The organism is Flavobacterium limnosediminis JC2902 (assembly GCF_000498535.1).
GTDB lineage: Bacteria > Bacteroidota > Bacteroidia > Flavobacteriales > Flavobacteriaceae > Flavobacterium > Flavobacterium limnosediminis.
Genome location: NZ_AVGG01000001.1, coordinates 70,143 through 91,472 on the forward strand (window position 1 = coordinate 70,143; position 21,330 = coordinate 91,472).

The 21,330-nt window shown below is 38.5% G+C and carries 20 protein-coding genes; 15 read left to right on the forward strand and 5 right to left on the reverse strand.

The window, feature by feature from the left end:
- Positions 1-94: 94 nt before the first annotated feature.
- Together FLJC2902T_RS00320 and FLJC2902T_RS16465 are read right to left on the reverse strand one after the other, a co-directional pair.
- On the reverse strand, positions 95-1,072 hold the full coding sequence (locus FLJC2902T_RS00320; RefSeq protein WP_023577779.1) for a pyruvate dehydrogenase complex E1 component subunit beta: 978 nt from the start codon (positions 1,070-1,072) through the stop codon (positions 95-97).
- A 226-nt stretch (positions 1,073-1,298) separates the two neighbouring features.
- Positions 1,299-3,200 carry a fibrobacter succinogenes major paralogous domain-containing protein gene (locus FLJC2902T_RS16465; RefSeq protein ID WP_023577780.1) on the reverse strand — a complete coding sequence of 634 codons (1,902 nt, stop codon included), beginning with the start codon at positions 3,198-3,200 and terminating at the stop codon, positions 1,299-1,301.
- Between the two features lie 569 nt (positions 3,201-3,769).
- On the opposite strand from FLJC2902T_RS16465, the gene FLJC2902T_RS15655 reads away from it, so the two are divergent.
- The 9 genes from FLJC2902T_RS15655 to FLJC2902T_RS00370 all read left to right on the forward strand — a co-directional run bounded on the left by FLJC2902T_RS15655 (position 3,770) and on the right by FLJC2902T_RS00370 (position 11,489).
- Positions 3,770-4,957, forward strand: coding sequence for a T9SS type A sorting domain-containing protein (locus tag FLJC2902T_RS15655; RefSeq protein WP_023577781.1), 1,188 nt, complete (start codon positions 3,770-3,772; stop codon positions 4,955-4,957).
- Positions 4,958-5,302: 345 nt separating this feature from the next.
- Positions 5,303-6,049 (forward strand): electron transfer flavoprotein subunit beta/FixA family protein, encoded by a 747-nt coding sequence (locus tag FLJC2902T_RS00335; RefSeq protein WP_023577782.1) that lies wholly within the window; start codon positions 5,303-5,305, stop codon positions 6,047-6,049.
- Between the two features lie 82 nt (positions 6,050-6,131).
- Positions 6,132-7,100, forward strand: a complete 969-nt coding sequence (locus FLJC2902T_RS00340; RefSeq protein WP_023577783.1) for an electron transfer flavoprotein subunit alpha/FixB family protein — start codon at positions 6,132-6,134, stop codon at positions 7,098-7,100.
- A 271-nt stretch (positions 7,101-7,371) separates the two neighbouring features.
- The gene (locus FLJC2902T_RS00345; protein ID WP_035676533.1) at positions 7,372-8,001 is read left to right on the forward strand and encodes a bifunctional nuclease family protein; all 630 of its coding nucleotides are present in this window, start codon (positions 7,372-7,374) and stop codon (positions 7,999-8,001) included.
- An 80-nt stretch (positions 8,002-8,081) separates the two neighbouring features.
- Positions 8,082-8,906, forward strand: a complete 825-nt coding sequence (locus FLJC2902T_RS00350; protein WP_023577785.1) for a thymidylate synthase — start codon at positions 8,082-8,084, stop codon at positions 8,904-8,906.
- A gap of 30 nt (positions 8,907-8,936) precedes the next feature.
- Positions 8,937-9,896 (forward strand): hypothetical protein, encoded by a 960-nt coding sequence (locus FLJC2902T_RS00355; protein ID WP_023577786.1) that lies wholly within the window; start codon positions 8,937-8,939, stop codon positions 9,894-9,896.
- Between the two features lie 86 nt (positions 9,897-9,982).
- Positions 9,983-10,303: a hypothetical protein gene (locus tag FLJC2902T_RS00360; protein WP_023577787.1), complete on the forward strand. Its 321-nt coding sequence runs from the start codon at positions 9,983-9,985 to the stop codon at positions 10,301-10,303.
- Between the two features lie 359 nt (positions 10,304-10,662).
- Positions 10,663-11,001, forward strand: a complete 339-nt coding sequence (locus FLJC2902T_RS00365; RefSeq protein WP_035676535.1) for a 2TM domain-containing protein — start codon at positions 10,663-10,665, stop codon at positions 10,999-11,001.
- Positions 11,001-11,489, forward strand: a complete 489-nt coding sequence (locus tag FLJC2902T_RS00370; RefSeq protein ID WP_023577789.1) for a dihydrofolate reductase — start codon at positions 11,001-11,003, stop codon at positions 11,487-11,489. The genes FLJC2902T_RS00365 and FLJC2902T_RS00370 overlap by 1 nt, the downstream gene beginning before the upstream one ends.
- Positions 11,490-11,564: 75 nt before the next feature.
- Here FLJC2902T_RS00370 and FLJC2902T_RS00375 read toward each other — a convergent pair whose 3' ends face one another.
- Positions 11,565-11,882 carry a hypothetical protein gene (locus tag FLJC2902T_RS00375; RefSeq protein ID WP_035676537.1) on the reverse strand — a complete coding sequence of 106 codons (318 nt, stop codon included), beginning with the start codon at positions 11,880-11,882 and terminating at the stop codon, positions 11,565-11,567.
- Positions 11,883-12,100: 218 nt separating this feature from the next.
- Between FLJC2902T_RS00375 and ubiE the strand changes: the two genes are divergently transcribed.
- Both ubiE and porT read left to right on the forward strand, forming a co-directional pair.
- Positions 12,101-12,832 carry a bifunctional demethylmenaquinone methyltransferase/2-methoxy-6-polyprenyl-1,4-benzoquinol methylase UbiE gene (gene ubiE / locus FLJC2902T_RS00380; RefSeq protein WP_023577792.1) on the forward strand — a complete coding sequence of 244 codons (732 nt, stop codon included), beginning with the start codon at positions 12,101-12,103 and terminating at the stop codon, positions 12,830-12,832.
- Between the two features lies 1 nt (position 12,833).
- Entirely contained in the window at positions 12,834-13,538 is a 705-nt protein-coding gene (gene porT, locus FLJC2902T_RS00385) for a type IX secretion/gliding motility protein PorT/SprT (RefSeq protein WP_023577793.1), read from the forward strand.
- Positions 13,539-13,561: 23 nt separating this feature from the next.
- On the opposite strand, the gene FLJC2902T_RS00390 is transcribed toward porT, so the two are convergent.
- Complete coding sequence (locus FLJC2902T_RS00390; RefSeq protein ID WP_035676540.1) at positions 13,562-14,290, reverse strand: TrmH family RNA methyltransferase; 729 nt, start codon at positions 14,288-14,290, stop codon at positions 13,562-13,564.
- 76 nt (positions 14,291-14,366) lie between these two features.
- On the opposite strand from FLJC2902T_RS00390, the gene tamL reads away from it, so the two are divergent.
- The 4 genes from tamL to FLJC2902T_RS00415 all read left to right on the forward strand — a co-directional run bounded on the left by tamL (position 14,367) and on the right by FLJC2902T_RS00415 (position 19,942).
- Positions 14,367-16,889 (forward strand): translocation and assembly module lipoprotein TamL, encoded by a 2,523-nt coding sequence (gene tamL / locus FLJC2902T_RS00395; protein ID WP_035676543.1) that lies wholly within the window; start codon positions 14,367-14,369, stop codon positions 16,887-16,889.
- Between the two features lie 46 nt (positions 16,890-16,935).
- Positions 16,936-18,003: a class II fructose-bisphosphate aldolase gene (gene fbaA / locus FLJC2902T_RS00400; RefSeq protein WP_023577796.1), complete on the forward strand. Its 1,068-nt coding sequence runs from the start codon at positions 16,936-16,938 to the stop codon at positions 18,001-18,003.
- A gap of 130 nt (positions 18,004-18,133) precedes the next feature.
- Positions 18,134-18,988 carry an acetyl-CoA carboxylase, carboxyltransferase subunit beta gene (gene accD, locus FLJC2902T_RS00405; RefSeq protein ID WP_023577797.1) on the forward strand — a complete coding sequence of 285 codons (855 nt, stop codon included), beginning with the start codon at positions 18,134-18,136 and terminating at the stop codon, positions 18,986-18,988.
- 162 nt (positions 18,989-19,150) lie between these two features.
- Complete coding sequence (locus FLJC2902T_RS00415) at positions 19,151-19,942, forward strand: bestrophin-like domain (protein ID WP_023577798.1); 792 nt, start codon at positions 19,151-19,153, stop codon at positions 19,940-19,942.
- Positions 19,943-20,017: 75 nt separating this feature from the next.
- Here the strand turns inward: FLJC2902T_RS00415 and FLJC2902T_RS00420 are convergent, their stop codons facing one another.
- On the reverse strand, positions 20,018-21,283 hold the full coding sequence (locus tag FLJC2902T_RS00420) for an ABC transporter permease (RefSeq protein WP_035676801.1): 1,266 nt from the start codon (positions 21,281-21,283) through the stop codon (positions 20,018-20,020).
- Between the last annotated feature and the right edge of the window lie 47 nt (positions 21,284-21,330).

Here is a 21,330-nt window from a genome sequence, read left to right on the forward strand (position 1 = left end):
ATTAGATCTTTAGATTTTTAGATTTTCGCACAATTTAGAGACATATAACTCCAAAAAGTCTGACAATCTGATTGTGTCTAAGAATTCTGAAAATTTATTTATACATTACTTTTTTAACTGCCTTAATCACGTCATTTGCGTTAGGCAACCACTCTTTTAACAAGGTTGGCGAATACGGCGCCGGAGTATCGGCTGTTGTGATACGCTGTACCGGAGCATCCAAATAATCGAAGGCTCTTTCTTGCACCATGTAGGTAATTTCAGAAGCTACAGACGCGAATGGCCATGCTTCCTCTAAAACCACTAATCGGTTTGTTTTCTTAACCGAATTAATAATTGTATCGTAATCCATCGGACGAACCGTTCTCAAATCGACAATCTCACAAGAAATACCTTCTTTTGCCAATTCTTCGGCAGCAGCCAAAGCTTCCTTGATGATTTTTCCGAAAGACACAATCGTTACATCCGTACCTTCACGTTTGATATCGGCAACTCCTAACGGAATCGTGTAATCACCTTCAGGCACTTCACCTTTATCACCGTACATCTGTTCTGATTCCATGAAGATAACCGGATCGTTGTCACGGATAGCTGCTTTCAATAATCCTTTAGCATCATATACCGTAGAAGGCACCACCACTTTTAATCCCGGCGTGTTCGCAAACCAATTTTCAAAAGCCTGTGAGTGTGTTGCTCCCAACTGACCTGCCGAAGCTGTCGGTCCTCGGAACACCATTGGCATTGGGAATTGTCCGGCCGACATCTGACGCATTTTTGCAGCGTTATTGATGATCTGATCGATTCCTACTAACGAGAAGTTAAACGTCATGAATTCGACAATCGGGCGACAGCCGTTCATCGCTGAACCTACTGCGATTCCGGCGAAACCTAATTCGGCAATCGGTGTATCGATAACTCTTTTTGGTCCGAATTCATCCAGCATTCCTTTCGAAGCTTTGTACGCTCCGTTATATTCTGCGACTTCTTCTCCCATTAAATATACCGATTCGTCGCGACGCATTTCTTCGCTCATCGCCTCACAAACCGCTTCTCTAAATTGTATCGTTCTCATAATATATATGTATCTCTGTAAAATTGAACAGCAAAAATAAAAATTTTATATTAGTTATACTGTAAATTATATTTAAAGTTGTCTAATGACCTATTCGAAACGCTTAATTTCTAGCATTTCAAAATCATTACAATCATTTGTAAATAAATAAAAGCAACCTTTTAGAGTTGCTTTTTTGTGTTTTAATTATTTTTGATTACCATGACTTAAACAAGTGAAAAACCATTTAATCCTTCATACATCTAACAGAATATCCGCTGTTAGATGGAGTTGTCACACTATTACTATTACTTGGCTTACATTTTGAATTCTCATCATCCAATACCCAATATCTATCTGTGTACCCTTCCACCGGGGAAGGAGATGAACTCCACATTAAAGTTATCTCATTTATAGAAAGAAATCCATAACCATTTGTAAAACCACATCCTAGTCCAGTAAAACCACTACTATTTGTCGCATTTGCATTCAAACTTGTCCAATGAGTGCTTCCTACTTCTTTCATCTTATCACCAGCTACATTAATTCCTCCCAAATTATTTACTAAAGTTAGCCAATCATCATCACTAGGGATATGCCATCCCACAGGAGCTAAACCTCTTGAGTCATTTACAGCGTATCTATTATATAATTTACCGTATACCGGACCATTTGCAGAATTATTTTCATAATAACACCACGCCCCAGTAGTTAAATTACGCCACTGAGTCGGATCTTGCACCTGAGGTATGATATCACCATTACGATAAGTACTTACATTCAAGTTTTTTAACATCCATGTTTGAGTTCCGATAACTACTTCTTGTATGAGCTCTTCATTACCAACTTTAATCGGCAACGTCCCAGAAAACGAACTAAACTCATCGCTATAGCTGTAATTTAAAAAGGATTCTACCGGCAATGAAGATGGAGTTCCGATAATTTTAATCTTCATATTTAGCTGTCCGTTACTTTGCAAGGATTTGGAAACTATCTCAAGATTCGGATGATTAACACTCAGTTCAAGTTTTTGAAAAATTTCCTGGGTCATTACTTCTTGTTCCGCCTGACTCGTTACAGGAATTTGTCTGGTAACAAGATTTGGAATGTCATCGAATGGATTATAATTATTGATGTAATCAATTGCATTATTAATTGTATTTAACGTATCATTATAAATAGCATATGAACCAAAAAACAATGTCATTAAAGTATTATCGCTTTCAGCATCGCTCATATCTACACTTCTTCTGTAAGTATTGATAGGAGCAACCAAACTTACATCATTTTGAAAACTAACAAAAGAACTTCTGTCGTTAGTACCAAAAAGCGAAGAGAAACTTAATTTTACAGCATTAGATTTCGCAACAAGAAAATCACGCAGACGTTCAGCACACAAACCTAAAGCTACACCAGCTAAAACTGCCCCTACAATCTTAATAGCTGTAAATAGCGGAGGATTGCTAATAAACCAATTTGAAACACCTATTACAGCTGCCCCTATCACTACTCCTTCAACACACGCCCTAAACAAATCCAAAGAAACTGTCGCGAAGTCTGTCGGGGTAAATCTACCCGTTATACCATTAATTCCTGACATCATAATATAATCAAAAGAGGCTTTATTTGCTTTGTATAATTTAGCCATCACTTCTTTTTGCTCTGCATCCGCATCGGTATAAAAAGAATTAAAAGCAGAAATAAGCCCTAAAGATGTTTGATATTCCGGAAATGTTGAAACACCAACCTCATTAGTATAATTATCTAGACTTCCTAAAAAAGGAGACAAAGTATTTTCAGGAGTATCAGTGAGCGCTGTATCCTTCACATCATAGTGAATCGTAGCACTGTTTAAGGAACTGATAACTAAATCCGTTTTTCCTAACGGCGCATTAGGTGAAACCGCAAAAATCAAAGTATTAACTCCGCTTTTTTTCAATATTACCTGTTCGCCTGCAAATGTAGCTTCATACTCATTTTGAGACAAATCGACTCCGTTTAGATTAATTGTTACCGCCTGATAGCGAAAAACCTCACCTCCATTTTGATCGATCTGTTCGTTTTCCTTTGCATCGTCTTTTGAACAAGACACCATTACTGCCATTGCAGCGATAAACAGGACTAAGCTTTTAAGTAGATATTTTCTCACACTATCAATTGTTAAATTTTTAACAAAGATAACCCTTTTGTTTCTCCGCGCCCCAATTAAAATAAAAAACACAAATAAAACTGATTACAAACAACTTACATGCAAATTTAAAAAAATTGTTATGGATCTAAAATTGCAAAAAATATCTCGAATTAAAAAACAATAACAGACATCATTCCTCTGAAAAACCTAACTAAACTTTAAAAAAAATCGTAAAATTTCTGATTCTGACAGCACATTTAATCTCTCTTCATTCATTACCTGAACTTTCTTCTTGTTTATCATACTTTAATCACTAAAAAAATACTCTTTACTTTAGCCTCAGAACCCATAGAAAAAAAACGATAAAAAACCTCTTTAAACGCCAAAAAACACCCCGCATGAAAACAAACCGAATTTCACAGCATTTTATCGATAAAATAAAATACAATGTACTGATTATTAAAATTTTATAATTTAATTATTAAAAAAATTCCTTGTTTTTTAAAGCACTTTTTAGATAGTAATTTTATAACTTTGTGATAGTAAAAAATACCACGACATGAAATGTATAATCAAACTTATTTTTTATGAAAAATTTTTTACTTCTCCTGTTTATTGCCCCACAGTTCCTTATTGCTCAGACAGCTCTCATTCCAGATGCTAATTTTGAGCAAAAGTTAGTCACTTTAGGTTTGGACAATGCCGTTGACGGTTCCGTACTTACAGCCAATGTAAGTTCTGTTACCGACCTGGATATTTCCCTGTCCAACATCTCCAACCTAACAGGCATTGAAGCTTTCACGTCGCTGACATACTTAAATTGTTCCGAAAATAATTTAACGAGTCTCAACGTAACACCCATTCTCACCTTAGAGGAACTGGAATGTAACGGAAATGCGTTAACCAGCCTTAACATAACACCCAACACCAACCTCAGCTACCTCGAGGCCTATGGCAATCAGCTGACAGCAATTGACGTCACACAAAACCCCTTATTACTGTATCTGGGCCTTGACGACAATAACCTCACCGCACTTAATGTAACTTTAAACACGAGTCTAAAAGAACTGCATTGCGGAGGCAACTCACTGTCCACAATAAACGTTTCTCTGAATACAGGCTTGGAAATCCTTGACCTCTACAGCAACAGTTTAAGCAGCATTAATGTGTCTTCAAATACCGCATTAAAATATTTAGGCTTAACTCTTAATCAATTAACAAGTATTGATTTATCACAGAACGTAAACCTGGAGCAATTAAAAATCAGCTCTAATTTACTGACTACGCTATCCATTGCAACCTGTCCGCTGCTTACCCAAATTAATTGCAGCAACAACCTGCTTACATCACTGGATTTACGAAACGGAAACAATGCTAATTTCATTTTGCTCAACAACGGAGCTCTCAACAATCCTGATCTGGAATGCATAAATGTTGACAATCCGACTTATTCAGCTGCAAACTGGGGTGTTTTGTTTCACGAAACTGCAACCTACTCCACGAATTGTCTGCTTGGCACCGACGCCCATTTGCTGCAATCCTTGTCAATCTACCCTAATCCTTCCAACGGAAAAGTGTATATCAGTTCACCCGAATTGGTTTCAATAAATCAGATAACAATTCTGGACATTAACGGAAGAACCATCAAATCAGTTACTCCGGAAACCATACAAGACCGTTACGAAGTGGATTTGTCCGGAATAAATCAGGGTATCTATTTCGCAGCAATCAACTCTTCCGAAGGCACATTGACCAAAAAAATTATTTTACGATAAATAGTATAATCTTATAATCTTTAAATGGCCGGCCCGACTAATTCAGCCGGTCATTTTTTTTATCCATACTCACGCTTACTGCCCTTTTTTACCAAAATAAAGCTCGCAAACCCCATAACATCATTAGTATCAAGTATAACACAAACGGACACCAATAGATCACACATCAAATCCAAATAAAAAATACGCAATCAAAAAGCTCTTCGAATCTCGGTTTTTACATTTTATCAGAATATTTTTTCGTTTTACTGACAATTTCGCATTTATTATGCTTGCATACTATTTTATTTGAAATATTTGCTTAAATTCGTCGCTCGAAATAATCAACTTTATACCTTTATAAAAATGAAAATATTAGTTTGCATCAGCCATGTACCTGATACTACTTCAAAGATTAACTTCATTAACGGTGATACAGAATTCGACACAAACGGAGTTCAATACGTAATCAACCCTAATGACGAGTTTGGTTTAACCAGAGCAATCTGGTTCAAAGAACAACAAGGCGCTAACGTAACCGTAGTGAACGTTGGAGGTGCTGATGCAGAAGCTACTTTAAGAAAAGCCTTGGCTATCGGCGCGGATGAAGCTATCCGTGTAAACGCTAATCCAACAGACGGCTTCTTCGTAGCTAAACAATTGGCAGAAGTGGTAAAAAACGGTGGTTATGATTTAGTTATAGCGGGTAAAGAATCATTGGATTATAACGGTGGAATGGTTCCGGGAATGCTTGCCGCATTAACCGGGAATGATTTCGTAAACTCTTGTATCGGTTTAGAAATCAACGGAACTTCTGCGAAAGCGGTAAGGGAAATTGACGGAGGTAAAGAAACGATTTCTGCGAACTTACCATTGGTTATCGGTGGTCAGAAAGGTTTAGTGGAAGAAAAAGACTTACGCATCCCGAACATGAGAGGCATCATGACAGCGAGAACAAAAGCCTTGACTATTCTTGAGCCGGTAGGTGCTGAAAACACTACGAAAGCAGTAAAATTCGAAAAACCGGCAGCTAAATCGGCAGTGAAATTAGTGAGCCCGGACAACTTGGACGAATTAATCAACTTATTACATAACGAAGCGAAAGTAATTTAGTATTCAGTTAGCAGTAGCAGCTGGCAGTTTCGCCCCGCTTAAAATAACCGAATTATCAAATAACCGAATAAAATTAAAGATCATGTCAATTTTAATATACGCTGAATCAGCAGAAGGAAAATTTAAAAAAGTAGCTTTCGAGTTGGCTTCTTATGCTAAGAAAGTTGCAGAAATGATGGGAACAACCGTTACTGCGGTAACTGTAAACGCGGGTGACGTTTCCGAATTATCAAAATACGGAGTGGATAAAGTATTAAAAGTAACTAACGACAAATTAGCAGCTTTCAACGCTAAGGCTTACGCCGACGTTATCAAACAAGCCGCTCAGAAAGAAGGAACGAAAGTAGTAGTTTTATCTTCCACAACAGACTCTTTATACTTAGCGCCACTTGTAGCCGTTGGACTGAATGCAGGGTATGCTTCTAACGTAGTGGCTTTACCGGAAAGTACGTCGCCTTTTACAGTAAAAAGAAACGCATTCTCCAACAAGGCTTTTAACATTACGGAAATCACTACCGATGTAAAAGTATTGGGAATTTCTAAAAACTCATACGGAATCAAAGAAAACACTTCCTCATTGACTGAAGAAGATTTCGCACCATCATTAAACGACGCTGATTTCTCTGTAAAAATCGAATCCGTGGAAAAAGTAACCGGAAAAGTTACCATTGCCGATGCTGAAATCGTAGTTTCTGCTGGTCGTGGAATGAAAGGCCCTGAGAACTGGGGAATGATTGAAGAATTGGCAGCAGTTCTTGGAGCAGCAACCGCTTGTTCAAAACCGGTATCCGATTTAGGTTGGAGATCCCACAGCGAGCACGTTGGTCAGACCGGAAAACCAGTGGCAGCAAACTTATACATTGCTATCGGAATTTCAGGGGCAATCCAACACATTGCAGGAATCAACTCTTCTAAAGTAAAAGTTGCCATCAACACTGATCCGGAAGCTCCTTTCTTTAAAGTGGCTGATTACGGAGTGGTAGGAGATGCTTTCCAGGTAGTTCCTCAATTAATCGAAAAATTAAAAGCTTTTAAGGCAGCACAGCATTAAAATTCAGCTTACCTTCTAAAAAAAACCATCTTATTTTTTTAAGGTGGTTTTTTTATTTTTTGGAGCGAAAGTTTTTCGTTTCTTTGCAATAGCCTTTCTTGCTTTGACGCTTATTTCTTACTTCCAACGTAGATATACCGATTCAATCAGGAGATCAACGCAATTGTATTCTAATTTTATAATTTTTCAATATAATTGACGTAAATTAGTACTATTCATAGCAATCAACTAACAAAAAACTTTGCGCCTTCGTGCCTTAGTGGCTAAAAATATGAGCTTAGTAAAACTAACTATAAAGGGAATTTCATACAGCCAGACTCAAAATGGCGCCTACGCACTGATATTAAACGAAGTCGACGGCGAACGAAAACTGCCTATCGTCATCGGTGCTTTCGAGGCGCAGTCCATTGCTATTGCCCTTGAAAAAGAAATCCGTCCGCCGAGACCCTTAACACACGACTTATTCAAAAATTTTGCCGACCGATTTGACATCGTGGTAAAACAGGTAATCATTCACAAGTTGGTTGACGGCGTTTTCTTCTCCAGTATTATCTGTGAAAGAGACCGGATTGAAGAAATAATCGATGCCAGAACTTCAGATGCCATTGCATTGGCACTCCGCTTTAATGCGCCGATTTTTACCTATAAAAACATCCTGGACAAAGCCGGAATTTATCTGAAAATAAACCCGCCCGAAGAAGGCAAGACTCCGGAGGAAAGTGACGATCCTTTGACCAATCCGGAAAGTTTCGGATTAGTTGGCGAGGAAAACGTGACCGGTGAATCGTACACCCAATATTCTCTGGCCGAGCTCTATGAACTTCTGGAAGGAGCCGTTCAGAATGAAGATTATGAAAAAGCCGCCAAGATCCGCGACGAAATTTCAAAAAGAGAGTCGTAGCCAGTTGGCAATGTTCAGACAGCAGTAAGCCGTTATAACAATCCAAACAACCAAATAATCGCATCAACGATCAAACAATAATGAAGCAGTATTTAGATTTAGTAAAGCACGTTTTAGAAAACGGAAATCAAAAAGGAGACAGAACGGGAACGGGAACAAAAAGTGTTTTCGGATATCAGATGCGTTTTGATCTGAACGAAGGTTTCCCAATGGTTACCACCAAAAAGCTGCATTTAAAATCTATCATTTACGAATTGCTTTGGTTTTTGAAGGGCGACACTAATATTGCTTATCTGAAAGAAAACGGCGTAAAAATCTGGGACGAGTGGGCGGATGAAAACGGCGATTTGGGTCCGGTTTACGGTCATCAGTGGCGCAACTGGAACAGCGAAGAAATCGATCAGATACAGGAACTTATCGAAACCCTGAAAAGAAATCCGAACAGCCGACGTATGCTGGTTTCAGCCTGGAACCCTTCGGTTTTACCGGACGACAAAAAAACGTTTTCCGAAAATGTTGCCGACGGAAAAGCAGCCCTACCGCCTTGTCATGCTTTTTTCCAATTTTATGTGGCCGACGGAAAATTATCGTGCCAGCTGTACCAAAGAAGTGCGGATATTTTCTTAGGAGTTCCTTTCAACATTGCTTCCTACGCCTTGTTTACCATGATGGTGGCTCAGGTTTGCGATTTGCAGCCGGGTGAATTCATCCACACTTTTGGAGACGCACACATCTACAATAATCATATGGAACAATTGGAATTACAGCTTACGCGTGAACCGAAACCGCTTCCGAAAATGATACTGAATCCGAACGTAAAAAACATCTTCGATTTCCAGTTTGACGATTTTACCTTAACGGATTATGACCCGCATCCACACATCAAAGGACAGGTCGCCGTTTAATCAACAAACACACACAAATACTTCATTACAATGAAACAATTTTTATTGTCGGTTTCCCTATGTCTTTTTTCAACGGTTTTTTATGCCCAGAACGATAAAATCATTTATTTGGATTCCATAGGGGACGAAACGCAATACACAAATCACATTACATCCATCATAATTAAAGACTTTAAGTCGGAAAGAAATCAATACAATGTTTATGAGTATTACAAATCGGGTAAATTAAAATCCGAAGGCGTATGCTCCAACAAATGGGCACTAACCAAAGAAGGTATTTTTTCTACCTATTATGAAAGCGGAAACACGGAGTCCCGAACGATGTATGACAAGGGACTTCCTTACGGAGATTTCACTTCCTGGCATGAAAACGGGAACAAAAAAACAGAAGGTGAGTATCTGATCTTTGAAAATCCCCAGGGAATGAAAACATCCGAATTAAAAATTAAGAACTATTGGGACGAAAACAACATACAAAGGGTTTTCAACGGAAACGGAATTTACACCGTAACTGACAAATCGGAATCAGCATCCGGAGAGGTAAATAACGGTGTCAAACAAGGTTTATGGGAAGCCAAATCCACATCCCCTGAAACAAATAACAGGAAAACATATTCCGAAACATATAAAAAAGGGAAACTGATTTCAGGAACATCTTTCGACGAAAACTCCAATCCGTACAATTACACAGAACTTAACACTCAGGCTGGTCCAAAAAAAGGGATGGAGCACTTTTACAGATTTGTTTCCGGTAAAATAGACGTGCCATCAAAAAAACCCCATCAAGATCAAATGAAACTGCTGGCTTCATTTATAATAAACAAAGACGGTAAAATTTCTGAAGTAAAAATTTTAAGGGGAGATTCCAAAATTAACAAATCATTGGAAAGTGCTTTGCTAAAATATCCGAATTGGAATCCGGCTCTTCAAAGAGGAAGACCTGTCAGATCTAAATTTACACTTCCAATAACCATTAATACCGGTATCTAATCACCATAAGCGATTTCCTTTTCAAAAATAAAAACGTATCTTTAGACTACCATCAGGAAAGCCACCCTGTTAAAACAAAACCGTCTATGAAGATACTCAGCCAGAAAAAAAACTTTGTGCTACGGGAAATAAAAATCACCGATACAAAACTTTTCTGCAGCGTAACCAAATTCGGAAATACTAACGAAATTGACATCCCCTTTGAAAACGTAGATGGAGAAAAAAATTCCTACAAAACAACCAACACCTACTTCCTTTTAATCGCTTTCGTTCTTTGCTTATCAGCAGTGGTTACTTTAGTCTCAACGTTTAAGGAAACTAAAATACAGACAGTAGCCACAGTGATTTGTTTTAGCCTGGCACTGCTGTTCTTCATTCTTTATTGGTTTTCACGTGCCGACTTCTGACAAATCAAACTGAGTGATGGCAACAGCATCCTGATCCATAAAATAATCCCGAATGAAGAGACCGTTACTGCTTTCATTGAGGAAATTATCAAAACACGCAGCACCTATTTAAGGGAAAATTATGCCACAATAGATGAAAATCTGGATTATGAGAGTCAACTAAACAATTTTAAATGGCTGAAGTCCATCAAGGCAATATCAAAAAAAGAATATGATAAAAAATATTCCGAATTAAAAAAAATCATCGGTCCGTCCGACTCCAGCATAGGCTTTACCAAATGATTCAGAATCAAAAACAAATTGCTTTATTCTTGTTTTCTTACATTTTTTTCTATCTTTAATTCCGTAAAAATCAACTTATGGAAATCAATCAGCACGAATTGTATGAATATGCGAGGCAGCGTTTGAAACAAAAAAAACGTTTGTATTTTCATTTCGTTTTGTTCTTTGTTGGCAGTATTTTTATGATTGTTGCCAATAAATTACTCAACATTAAACCTGAAACCGACTGGTATCAATGGGGCATTACCATTTGGGGCTTTCTTTTCATACTTCATTTTATCCGTGTTTTCATCACCGACAGTTTCATGAACAAAAAATGGGAACGCGCCCAAATCGACAAATTAGTCATGAAACAGGAACGAAAATTAGAACAAATCGAAAAAGAATTCAACCAAAAAAACAACATTTCACAATAATGATTACCTTAATAGCCGCAGCTGCAGAAAACAATGCTCTAGGAAAAGACAACAACTTACTCTGGCATCTTCCGGATGACTTCAAAAGGTTTAAGCAAATCACCACGGGACATCACATTATCATGGGAAGAAAAACTTTCGAAAGTTTCCCTAAACCATTGCCCAACAGAACCCACGTGATTATTACCCGACAGGAAAACTACGATGTCCCTGAAGGCTGTCTTGTCGTAAATTCATTGGAAAAAGCAATTGCTGTTTGCCCGAAGGAAGAAGAAGAAATTTTCATCATTGGTGGCGGTGAAATCTACACGCAATCCATGAAAATTGCCGATAAAATCGAACTCACCCGGGTTTTTACTGCTCCGGAAGCCGACACTTTTTTTCCGGAAATCAATTTAGAAGAATGGAAATTAACATTTGAAGAATTTCATACCAAGGACGAAAAACACGCTTTTGATTTTTCATTCCTGACTTACGTCCGCCTATAAAAAAGACATCCCGATAAAAAATTATCGGGATGTTCAAACTAACAAACTAAAATGTATCTAACCTAACGTTTCGGATTATCCAAGCGAAAACACCTGATAACATAAAATAAAAATCACCGCCGTCAATAATAAACCTGTTATGAATAATATAACATTGGCGAATTTCTGAGAATACTTCTCAAAGAAGCCTTTAATACCAAATACCACAAAAGTACTAAAGACAAAAAAAACTAAAATTTCCAAAAACAAATTTAACCCAAAGAACGTTTGCGGCACCCCTGTACCAGCTGTACCTAAAAAAATACTGCTGTTGATGCTTTCCACAAGAACAAATGAGATTACAAGTGCCAGTAATACCCATTTAATTTCCGATGACAAAAGCTTAGACAACATATCAGATTGTTTGTATGATGACTGTAAAGTTGCAACGAATTGCAATACAAAACAATCACTGAAATAGTGTATTTTGCCATCACCGAAATTGGTGATGCTCTTAGCTTGTTTGCTTCATAATGAATGAGAACGTTTGTCTTAACGATTTAAAATTACAATTATTTCATTAGATGTATATGATAAAGATTGTATTATCTTTGTACAAATTAATTTAATCGATGAACGACAACATCACTCCTTACAAAGCTTCCAATCTGGGTAAAAAAGAACAGGTTACCAAAATGTTTGATACCATATCCGGTAATTATGACAACCTTAACAGGGTAATTTCTTTTGGGATTGATGTAAAGTGGAGAAAAAATGTTTTAAAACTCATCGCTGAAAAAAATCCTGCAACCATTCTTGATATCGCCACAGGAACAGGCGATCTGGCCATCCTGATGACCAACACCAATGCCGAAAAAATCATCGGATTGGATATTTCCGAAGGAATGCTGGAGGTCGGAAAACAAAAGGTAGCCCAGAAACAATTAAGCGATAAAATCGAAATGGTTTTGGGGGACTCCGAAAAAATTCCTTTTGAAGACAATCATTTTGATGCCATAACGGTAGCGTTCGGTGTTCGTAATTTTGAGAATCTGGAATTGGGTCTCTCTGAAATCCTTCGTGTCCTGAAACCAAATGGACGTTTTGTAATTCTTGAAACCTCCGTACCCACCAAATTCCCGTTCAAACAGGGCTATCATTTCTACACCAAAAACATCCTTCCGCTTATCGGCAAACTGTTCTCAAAAGACAAAGTAGCTTATTCATATCTGTCGGAATCAGCCTCACATTTTCCTTACGGAGAAGCCTTAAACAATATTTTGCGAAAAGTTGGGTTTATAGATGTTAAAGACATGCCGCAAACCTTTGGAGTGGCAACCATTTATTCGGCTTCAAAAAAATAATATGAAAAAGTTTTTTGTTTTACTAAGTTTAATCACCTGTATAAACGGTTTTTCCCAGCCAGGAATTGGCATGTTTGGTAAAAATCCGATTATCAATCTTGAGAATTTCGACAAACAACGGGTTCACTGGGGGTATTATTTAGGATTCAATTCATACGATTTCAAATTTGATTACATCGAACCCGATAAAGACATTGAAGTACAATCCACAACCGGATTTAATGTGGGACTTATCGGAAACCTCCGTATCATGGAATATCTGGATTTGCGTTTCGAACCCGGATTGTATTACGCACAGCGTAATTTAGTCTATCCGAACATTGAAGATCCGTTTGACAGACTACGCGAAGTCAAATCAACTTATATCAATTTCCCTTTACTTTTGAAGTTCTCCTCGAAAAGAATCGGCAACATCCGACCTTATATCGTGGGAGGTATTTCAGAATCAATGAATTTAGGAAGTAATTACAAAGCCAAAGACGACAATTACAACGAACGCTTCCGTATGCAAAAAATGACCACCAACTATGAAGTGGGATTCGGTATTGACCTCTATTTTGAATATTTCAAATTTTCGCCTTCCATAAGAGGAATCTTCGGCCTTAACGATGAACTTATCCGTGACAATACGCCAGACAGCCCTTGGACAGGAAATGTAGATTCAATGAAAACCAGAGGTGTTTTTATCAATTTTGCATTCCACTAAGAACACAATTTCATATTTCCGGTTTACCCGAGCCGTTTGAATTCACTCAGAATAATAGCTGTAGCTGTGGCTACGTTTAAACTTTCCGTTTGCTGCAGATCTCCAAAACGGGGTATAGAAAGCCTGTTTGGCGTTAACTTTTCAATCTCCGCAGAAATTCCGTTCGCTTCATTACCCATAACAAGAATCCCTTCTTTCGGCAACTGTGTTTTGTAAATAGAAGCCCCATCCATATAGGTCCCGAAAACAGGAAGTTTCGTTTCTCCCAAAAATTTTGCAATATCATCATAGGCAACTGCCACACGCGTTATCGACCCCATAGTGGCCTGAACCACTTTCGGATTATAGACATCCACGGTTTCCATCGAACACACGAGCTGTGTCACACCAAACCAATCACACAAACGCACTATGGTTCCCAAATTCCCGGGATCCCGAATATCGTCAAGCGCCACGATAAGCCCTTTTTCCACAACTGAACGTTCGGCAGGAATTTTAAACAATGCCAGACAGGTATTCGGAGTGGTTAAGGCCGATACTTTTTTCAGTTCGGCTTCCGATATAAAAGAAATTTTATTTTTGAGAACATTCTGAAAATCATCCGCCGTCGTAAAAATATGCTCCAGCTCAAAATTGGAATTCAGCAATTCCTGTATTACCTTTACCCCTTCGGCAAAAAACAACTGATGTTGTTTTCGGTACTTTTTTTGCTGTAAACTTGTAATTAGTTTTATTTGGTTTTTACTAAGCATAAAAAAACGTATTTTTGACCGACCTTTTGTTATCGATTTGAAAAAGAATTCACCAAAAATAGCACTATTATTTTTATTGAGTGCAATTATATACTCCTGTTCCCTTGTAAAAAGAGTTCCGGAAGGCAAGCTCCTGTTAACTAAAAGCAACATTTTGGTTAATGACAAGAAAACAAAAGAAGAAATCGTTGTCAACCAACAGTATCAAAAACCCAACAGTGCTTTATTGTTAGGATTTCCACTCCGGCTTCATATGTACAATCTGGCCAAAAAAAATCCGGATTCTTCCTATCATGTATGGCTGGAAAGAAAACCCAACCGTCATAAAAATTTAGCCGCCTTTCTTTCCGAGAGACAGGTTGAACGCCTCGGAAAATCGTTTGTGGTTACAGGAATAAGCAATTTTCTGAAGAAAAACGGTGAGCCTCCCGTTATCGTCGACGAAAAAAAGGCAGAAAAAACCAAAAACCGCTTTTTAGCTTATTACTTCAATAAAGGGTATTTCAAAACCAAAGTCGGTTATAAAATCGATACCTTAAAAAACAAACGCGGACATATCCAATATTCCATCGAAACCGGGAAACCATATATTGTTGACACCATCACGGCCGATGTGGAAACACCGCAACTCGATTCATTGTACCATAAAATCAGTAAAAGGTCATTAATAAAAACCGGGAAACAATACGATTCCAAAGACTTCATAGACGAACGAAAACGTATTTCAACGTATTTCAGGGATAATGGAGCTTACAAATTTCAGGAAACGAATATTTCTTATAATGTCGACACCATCAAAACAGACCACAAAGCCAATGTCGAAGTACTGATTGAAAACCAGACCATCAAAACGGGCGACTCTCTGATAAAAACACCTTTCAAATTATACAAAATAAGTGAAGTCAACATATTCACAGACAGCAATGCGGGCAAAAACAAATTAAAAATCGCCGACAGCATTACCCATAAAAACATGAACCTTTACAGTTCGGACAAACTGGCGTATCGTCCTAAAGCCATCACAGATGCAATTTTCATCACAAAAGGAAGCACCTTCAGCGATACCAAACGAACGTTAACATCCCGCGCATTAAACAACCTGCGCATTTTCAACTACCCTTCCATTGAATATGTGGAAGACGAAAGGGATTCAACCGGAACTTCCCTGATAACCAACATCGTCCTGAGCCCTCGAAAAAGATACAGTTGGATTCCGGCTGTGGATTTCATGCACTCGAACATTCAGGATTTCGGAATCGCAGGAAACATGACATTTACCTGGCGAAACGTTTTCAGAGGAGCAGAAATTTTGGATATTTCAACAAGAGGAAACATTGGTTCTTCAAAAGACATGGCCAATCCAAAAGGGGTATTTTTTAATATTTCCGAATATGGAGCTGATATGAAACTGACGATACCAAGAATTTTATTTCCGATAAAAACCGAAGGAATAATTCCGAAAACAATGTTCCCCTCCACCATTGCAAGCGTAGGTTTTTCACGACAACGGAATATCGGTTTGGATAAAGAAAATTTTTCCGGAATATTCAATTACAACTGGATTCCGAAAAAAAACAATTCCGCCCGATTCGACTTGTTCAACATCCAGTACGTAAGAAACCTGAATCCGCAAAACTACTTTAATGTTTATGAATCGTCCTATGACACTTTGAACGATTATGCACAGGTTTACAACACCAATCCGGGCAACGTAGACGAGAACGGTAACCTTACCATTGAAGATGGAGGTGCTGACAATTTCATCAATGACGTACTGACAGGACAAACTACGCTTACTCCGGAGGACGAAGTATACAAAGACATCCGAAGCATTGATGAAAGACAAAACCGTCTTACGGAAAACAACCTGATATTCGCCACCAATTTCACCTATACGAAGTCAAGCAAAACCGATATTCTGGACAATTCCTTCAGCATTTTCAAAACAAAAATAGAATCTGCCGGAGCATTTTTGGATCTGATGTCCAACCTTGGCAATCCATCCCTTAGCGAAAACGGCAAAAAGACTTTCTTAAATGTGGAATATTCCCAATATGTGAAAACCGAATTCGATTTTATCAAATATTGGGATTTGGGAAGAAGAAAAGTGTACGCTATGAGAGGTTTCTTCGGAATTGCCATCCCTTACGGAAATGCCGACAATATCCCGTTTTCGCGAAGTTATTACGGAGGGGGTTCCAACGACAACAGAGCTTGGGAATCGTACGGTTTGGGTCCGGGTACCAGCGGTGGTGTCAACGATTTTAATGAGGCGAACATGAAAATTGCCTTCAGTGCCGAATACCGTTTTAATCTCTTCGGAAAATGGAATGCCGCCTTATTTGCCGATGCAGGAAACATCTGGAACATTTGGGATAATGTTGAAGACGAACGCTACACTTTCAACGGATGGAAATCCCTAAAGGACATAGCCTTAGGCACCGGACTGGGGATTCGCTATGATTTCGGTTTTTTTGTTGGTCGATTGGATTTAGGGTTTAAGACCTATAACCCGGCCAAACCTCAGAGCGAACGTTGGCTTAAAGACGTGCGCTTTGACAAGTCAGTTATAAATATTGGAATTAATTATCCGTTCTAAGTATAGAAATTATTATTTTTGTCACCTAAAATAAAATTACAACACAATGGCTCACAATATCAAACCCGGAGTTGCTACCGGAGATCAGGTTCAGGAAATCTTTAACTACGCAAAAGAAAAAGGCTTTGCCTTACCCGCTATAAACGTTACAGGATCAAGTACTGTAAACGGTGTTATGGAAACTGCTGCAAAATTAAATGCACCTGTAATTATACAGTTTTCAAATGGTGGATGTCTTTACAATGCTGGAAAAGGCCTATCAAACGAAAATGAAAGAGCAGCTATTTTAGGCGGTATTGCCGGAGCAAAACACATTCACACTTTAGCCGAAGCGTATGGTGCAACCGTAATTCTTCACACAGACCATTGCGCTAAAAAATTATTACCTTGGATTGACGGTTTATTGGAAGCCAGCGAAAAGCACTTTGCCGAAACAGGAAAACCATTGTACAGTTCTCACATGATTGATTTGTCTGAAGAACCGATTACAGAAAATATCGAACTTTGCAAAGAATACCTGAAACGCATGAGCAAAATAGGTATGACCTTAGAAATCGAATTGGGAATTACCGGCGGTGAAGAAGACGGAGTGGACAATTCTGATGTAGACAGTTCAAAACTATACACACAACCGGAAGAAGTAGCTTATGCTTATGAAGAACTGATGAAAATCAGTCATCGTTTCACTATTGCTGCAGCCTTTGGAAATGTACACGGTGTTTACAAACCGGGTAACGTAAAACTGACTCCGAAAATCTTAAAAAATTCTCAGGAGTACGTACAACAAAAATTCAACACAGGAAACAATCCGGTTGATTTCGTTTTCCACGGAGGTTCGGGTTCCACATTAGAGGAAATCAGAGAAGCGATTTCATACGGAGTAATCAAAATGAATATTGATACCGATTTACAGTTTGCATTCACAGAAGGTGTTCGTGATTATATCACAGACAAAATCGACTACTTGAAAACACAAATCGGAAATCCGGAAGGAGACGATGTTCCGAATAAAAAACATTACGATCCGAGAAAATGGATGCGTGAAGGAGAATTAACATTCAACAAACGATTAGAGCAGGCTTTCGCCGATTTAAATAACGTTAATACACTTTAATTAGAAGTTAGAAATCAGAATTTAGAAATCAGAAGTTTGAAGTTTGAAATTAGAAGTTCTCTAAATTCTTGCTCCTTAATTCACAATTCTAAATTCACAATTCTAAATTCATAATTCTAAATTTAAAATTATGGCTTGGTTTAAAAGAACAGAAAAAGGGATACAAACCGCAACCGAAGACAAAAAAGATGTTCCAAAAGGACTTTGGTACAAATCACCAACAGGAAAAATTGTTGATGCAGATGAGTTGGCAAAAAATCTTTGGGTAAGCCCGGAAGACGGATTTCACGTTCGTATCGGAAGTAAAGAATATTTCGAAATCTTATTTGACGACAACGAGTTTACGGAATTAGACGCCAATATTACATCAAAAGATACTTTAGGTTTCATAGACACCAAAAAATACAGCGACCGTTTAAAGGACGCTATGGACAAAACCAAATTAAAAGATGCGGTTCGCACAGCCGTTGGTAAATCCAAAGGAAAAGACCTTGTGGTTTGCTGCATGGATTTCGCCTTTATTGGTGGTTCCATGGGAGCTGTTGTGGGAGAGAAAATCGCCCGTGGTATCGATTATTCCATCAAAAATAAAATCCCGTTCCTTATGATTTCTAAATCAGGAGGAGCACGTATGATGGAAGCCGCTTACTCTTTAATGCAATTAGCCAAAACATCTGCCAAATTAGCGCAGTTAGCCGATGCAAAAATCCCTTACATTTCATTGTGTACAGATCCTACAACAGGAGGAACTACAGCATCTTATGCCATGTTAGGTGATATCAATATCGCAGAACCGGGAGCTTTAATTGGATTTGCAGGACCACGCGTGGTAAAAGACACGACCGGAAAGGATTTACCAGAAGGTTTCCAAACTTCTGAGTTCGTATTGGAACATGGTTTCCTTGATTTCATTACGCCACGAAAAGAACTGAAAGACAAGTTGAATTTATACATCGATTTGATACAGAATCAACCGATCCGATAAAACAAAAATCCCGAGTACTGCTCGGGATTTTTTATTTTAATATCCGAAAACGTCCAGCTTTTGAAGGCTGGACGTTTTTTAAATTCGCAAACCACTGAATTACAGCGCTTTTTCTTTATAAAAATCTGAATATTTCTTACATTTACATAAAAGTATTCAGCCATGGAATTCACGCTTCTTTACAAAACCCCCACTCACATAATCATTATTCTGCTTTTTTTCCTAAGCTTATTGTTTCATTGGATCGGCTACAAAATCAAACAGAAAAGAATTGTGGAAAACAGGCAGACCAAAAATGAAAACCTTGGCCCTGTAGAAGGATCGCTTTTGGGATTATTAGCCTTGTTACTCGCTTTCACCTTCAACATGGCGTCCACGAGATACGATCAAAGAAGACAGGTTATCGTTGAAGAAGCCAATCATATCGGCACTGCTGTTTTAAGAGCCGACCTTTATCCCGACAGCATACGAATACCTCTGCGATCCGATTTCAAGAAATATGTCGAATCCCGAATTACCTATTATAACGCCGGAATAGACGATGAAAAATTAAACGATGCACTACAGCAGTCCGAACAGATTTCCGCAAGAATATGGAAACGCGTTGCGGAAGCTGCTCAAGATCCTAAAAATTTGGTACGTTCAGCACAGATGATTCCCGCCATGAACAATATGATTGACGTTGTCACAACCCGAGACACGACAAAAAATGCCACCGTTCCGGAATCCATACTTTGGCTGCTATTAATATTGGTTCTGTCCTCAAGCTTTATAATCGGCTATGACAACGAGAAAAAAATAAACAAAGTGCTTATCACCGGTTTTGCCACTATGATTTCCCTCACGGTATTTGTTATCCTGGATCTGGACAAACCAAGAAGAGGCTTTATAAACAACAACAGAGCCGAACAAAAAATTGAAGCCCTGAGGAGCATGTTTGTAGAGAACAAATAGAGTAATTCGCAACAGAACAAGTTTCCTGACATTCCGAAAACCTCCAGCCTTTTGAAAACCTGAAGTTTTTGTATCTTACATCCCACTACGGATCGCTTCCACCGGATCTAATTTGGAAGCTGAAATAGCAGGCACGATTCCGGAAATCAGTCCGATAAAAGCCGCCAGGGAAGTTCCGATAAGAATGTTCCAGAAACCGAGTACGAATTCGAAATCCAAGGCTTTAGACAAGCCCAGAGCAATTCCCCAAACCAGTAACATTCCGACAACACCACCGATTACCGAAAGAATAATGGCCTCAAACAAAAACTGAAACAGTATGAATCGGTTTTTTGCTCCTAATGCTTTTTGAATCCCGATAAGATTAGTACGTTCTTTGACCGAAACAAACATGATATTCGCGATTCCGAAGCCACCTACCAACAATGAAAATCCGCTGATAATCCAGCCGACCATGTTCATCTGGCCTACGATATTATCGATCATTTCAGTAAATCCGGAAAGAACATTAATAAAGAAATTATCCGGCTCACTGGTTTTCAAACCTCTGAAATTGCGCAGCTTATACGTTAGCTCCCCTTTAAATTCATCGATATCGGTTCCTTTTTCGGGTTTCAGTTCGATCACCGGGGTTAAGGCGTCGTTATTATCGCCAAAAATTCTTCTGAAGTTGTTGCTCGGAATATACGCTCTGGTATCATTACTTCCGAAAATGGATTCTCCTTGTTTTTTTAGAATCCCGACCACATCATACCGTTGACCGTACAAACGAACGGATTTACCGATTGGGTTCATGTCACCAAAAAGTGTTGTGGCCACTTCGCTTCCCAAAACGATTACACCCATACCCCCATTCGATTCGGCCTCCGAGAAAAAACGCCCTTCCCCTACCTTTACGTCGTCTATAATTTCAATTTCATTGGTTGAAGGTACAATTTCGATATCGCTGGCAGTCTGTTTTTCGAATTTTATATTTTCCCTTTTGGTGAAATAAGCAAAACAACTCTTGTCCAGATTGGTTAGCGAACGTCTTAAATACAAATATTCGTCGTAGGTAACATTGGGAAACTGTCCCACTTTCCAATCGGGAATATCAGTGGGGCCAAATGAGTATTTGAAAAGGTAAATCGTGTTTTTATCCAGTCCGCTCAGGTCGCTTTTTATTTTCCGGTCCATGGAATCCACTGCAGTCAACACCGCAATAATGGAAAAAATCCCGATGGTCACGCCCAACAAAGAAAGCAGGGTACGCAGTTTATTGTTTCGCAGCGCATTAAGTGCAAAGCTCAAACTCTCCTTTAAAAGTCTGACATAAAGAATGGTATTGTTATGAAGGCTCATGAATTCCGGATTTTGTAACTGTTTAAAAGCGATGCTGATTTGTATGA

What these genes read in the sequence shown, in the direction of transcription:
- fbaA (WP_023577796.1), top strand. Translation starts at nt 16,936, where the DNA reads ATGGCTCACAATATCAAACCCGGAGTTGCTACCGGAGATCAGGTTCAG.
- porT (WP_023577793.1), top strand. Translation starts at nt 12,834, where the DNA reads ATGAAAAAGTTTTTTGTTTTACTAAGTTTAATCACCTGTATAAACGGT.
- FLJC2902T_RS00340 (WP_023577783.1), top strand. Translation starts at nt 6,132, where the DNA reads ATGTCAATTTTAATATACGCTGAATCAGCAGAAGGAAAATTTAAAAAA.
- FLJC2902T_RS15655 (WP_023577781.1), top strand. Translation starts at nt 3,770, where the DNA reads ATGAAAAATTTTTTACTTCTCCTGTTTATTGCCCCACAGTTCCTTATT.
- FLJC2902T_RS00390 (WP_035676540.1), bottom strand. Translation starts at nt 14,290, where the DNA reads ATGCTTAGTAAAAACCAAATAAAACTAATTACAAGTTTACAGCAAAAA.
- FLJC2902T_RS00360 (WP_023577787.1), top strand. Translation starts at nt 9,983, where the DNA reads ATGAAGATACTCAGCCAGAAAAAAAACTTTGTGCTACGGGAAATAAAA.
- FLJC2902T_RS00350 (WP_023577785.1), top strand. Translation starts at nt 8,082, where the DNA reads ATGAAGCAGTATTTAGATTTAGTAAAGCACGTTTTAGAAAACGGAAAT.
- FLJC2902T_RS00345 (WP_035676533.1), top strand. Translation starts at nt 7,372, where the DNA reads ATGAGCTTAGTAAAACTAACTATAAAGGGAATTTCATACAGCCAGACT.
- FLJC2902T_RS00370 (WP_023577789.1), top strand. Translation starts at nt 11,001, where the DNA reads ATGATTACCTTAATAGCCGCAGCTGCAGAAAACAATGCTCTAGGAAAA.
- ubiE (WP_023577792.1), top strand. Translation starts at nt 12,101, where the DNA reads ATGAACGACAACATCACTCCTTACAAAGCTTCCAATCTGGGTAAAAAA.
- FLJC2902T_RS00320 (WP_023577779.1), bottom strand. Translation starts at nt 1,072, where the DNA reads ATGAGAACGATACAATTTAGAGAAGCGGTTTGTGAGGCGATGAGCGAA.
- FLJC2902T_RS00355 (WP_023577786.1), top strand. Translation starts at nt 8,937, where the DNA reads ATGAAACAATTTTTATTGTCGGTTTCCCTATGTCTTTTTTCAACGGTT.
- FLJC2902T_RS00420 (WP_035676801.1), bottom strand. Translation starts at nt 21,283, where the DNA reads ATGAGCCTTCATAACAATACCATTCTTTATGTCAGACTTTTAAAGGAG.
- FLJC2902T_RS00375 (WP_035676537.1), bottom strand. Translation starts at nt 11,882, where the DNA reads ATGTTGTCTAAGCTTTTGTCATCGGAAATTAAATGGGTATTACTGGCA.
- FLJC2902T_RS00365 (WP_035676535.1), top strand. Translation starts at nt 10,663, where the DNA reads ATGGAAATCAATCAGCACGAATTGTATGAATATGCGAGGCAGCGTTTG.
- accD (WP_023577797.1), top strand. Translation starts at nt 18,134, where the DNA reads ATGGCTTGGTTTAAAAGAACAGAAAAAGGGATACAAACCGCAACCGAA.
- FLJC2902T_RS00415 (WP_023577798.1), top strand. Translation starts at nt 19,151, where the DNA reads ATGGAATTCACGCTTCTTTACAAAACCCCCACTCACATAATCATTATT.
- FLJC2902T_RS00335 (WP_023577782.1), top strand. Translation starts at nt 5,303, where the DNA reads ATGAAAATATTAGTTTGCATCAGCCATGTACCTGATACTACTTCAAAG.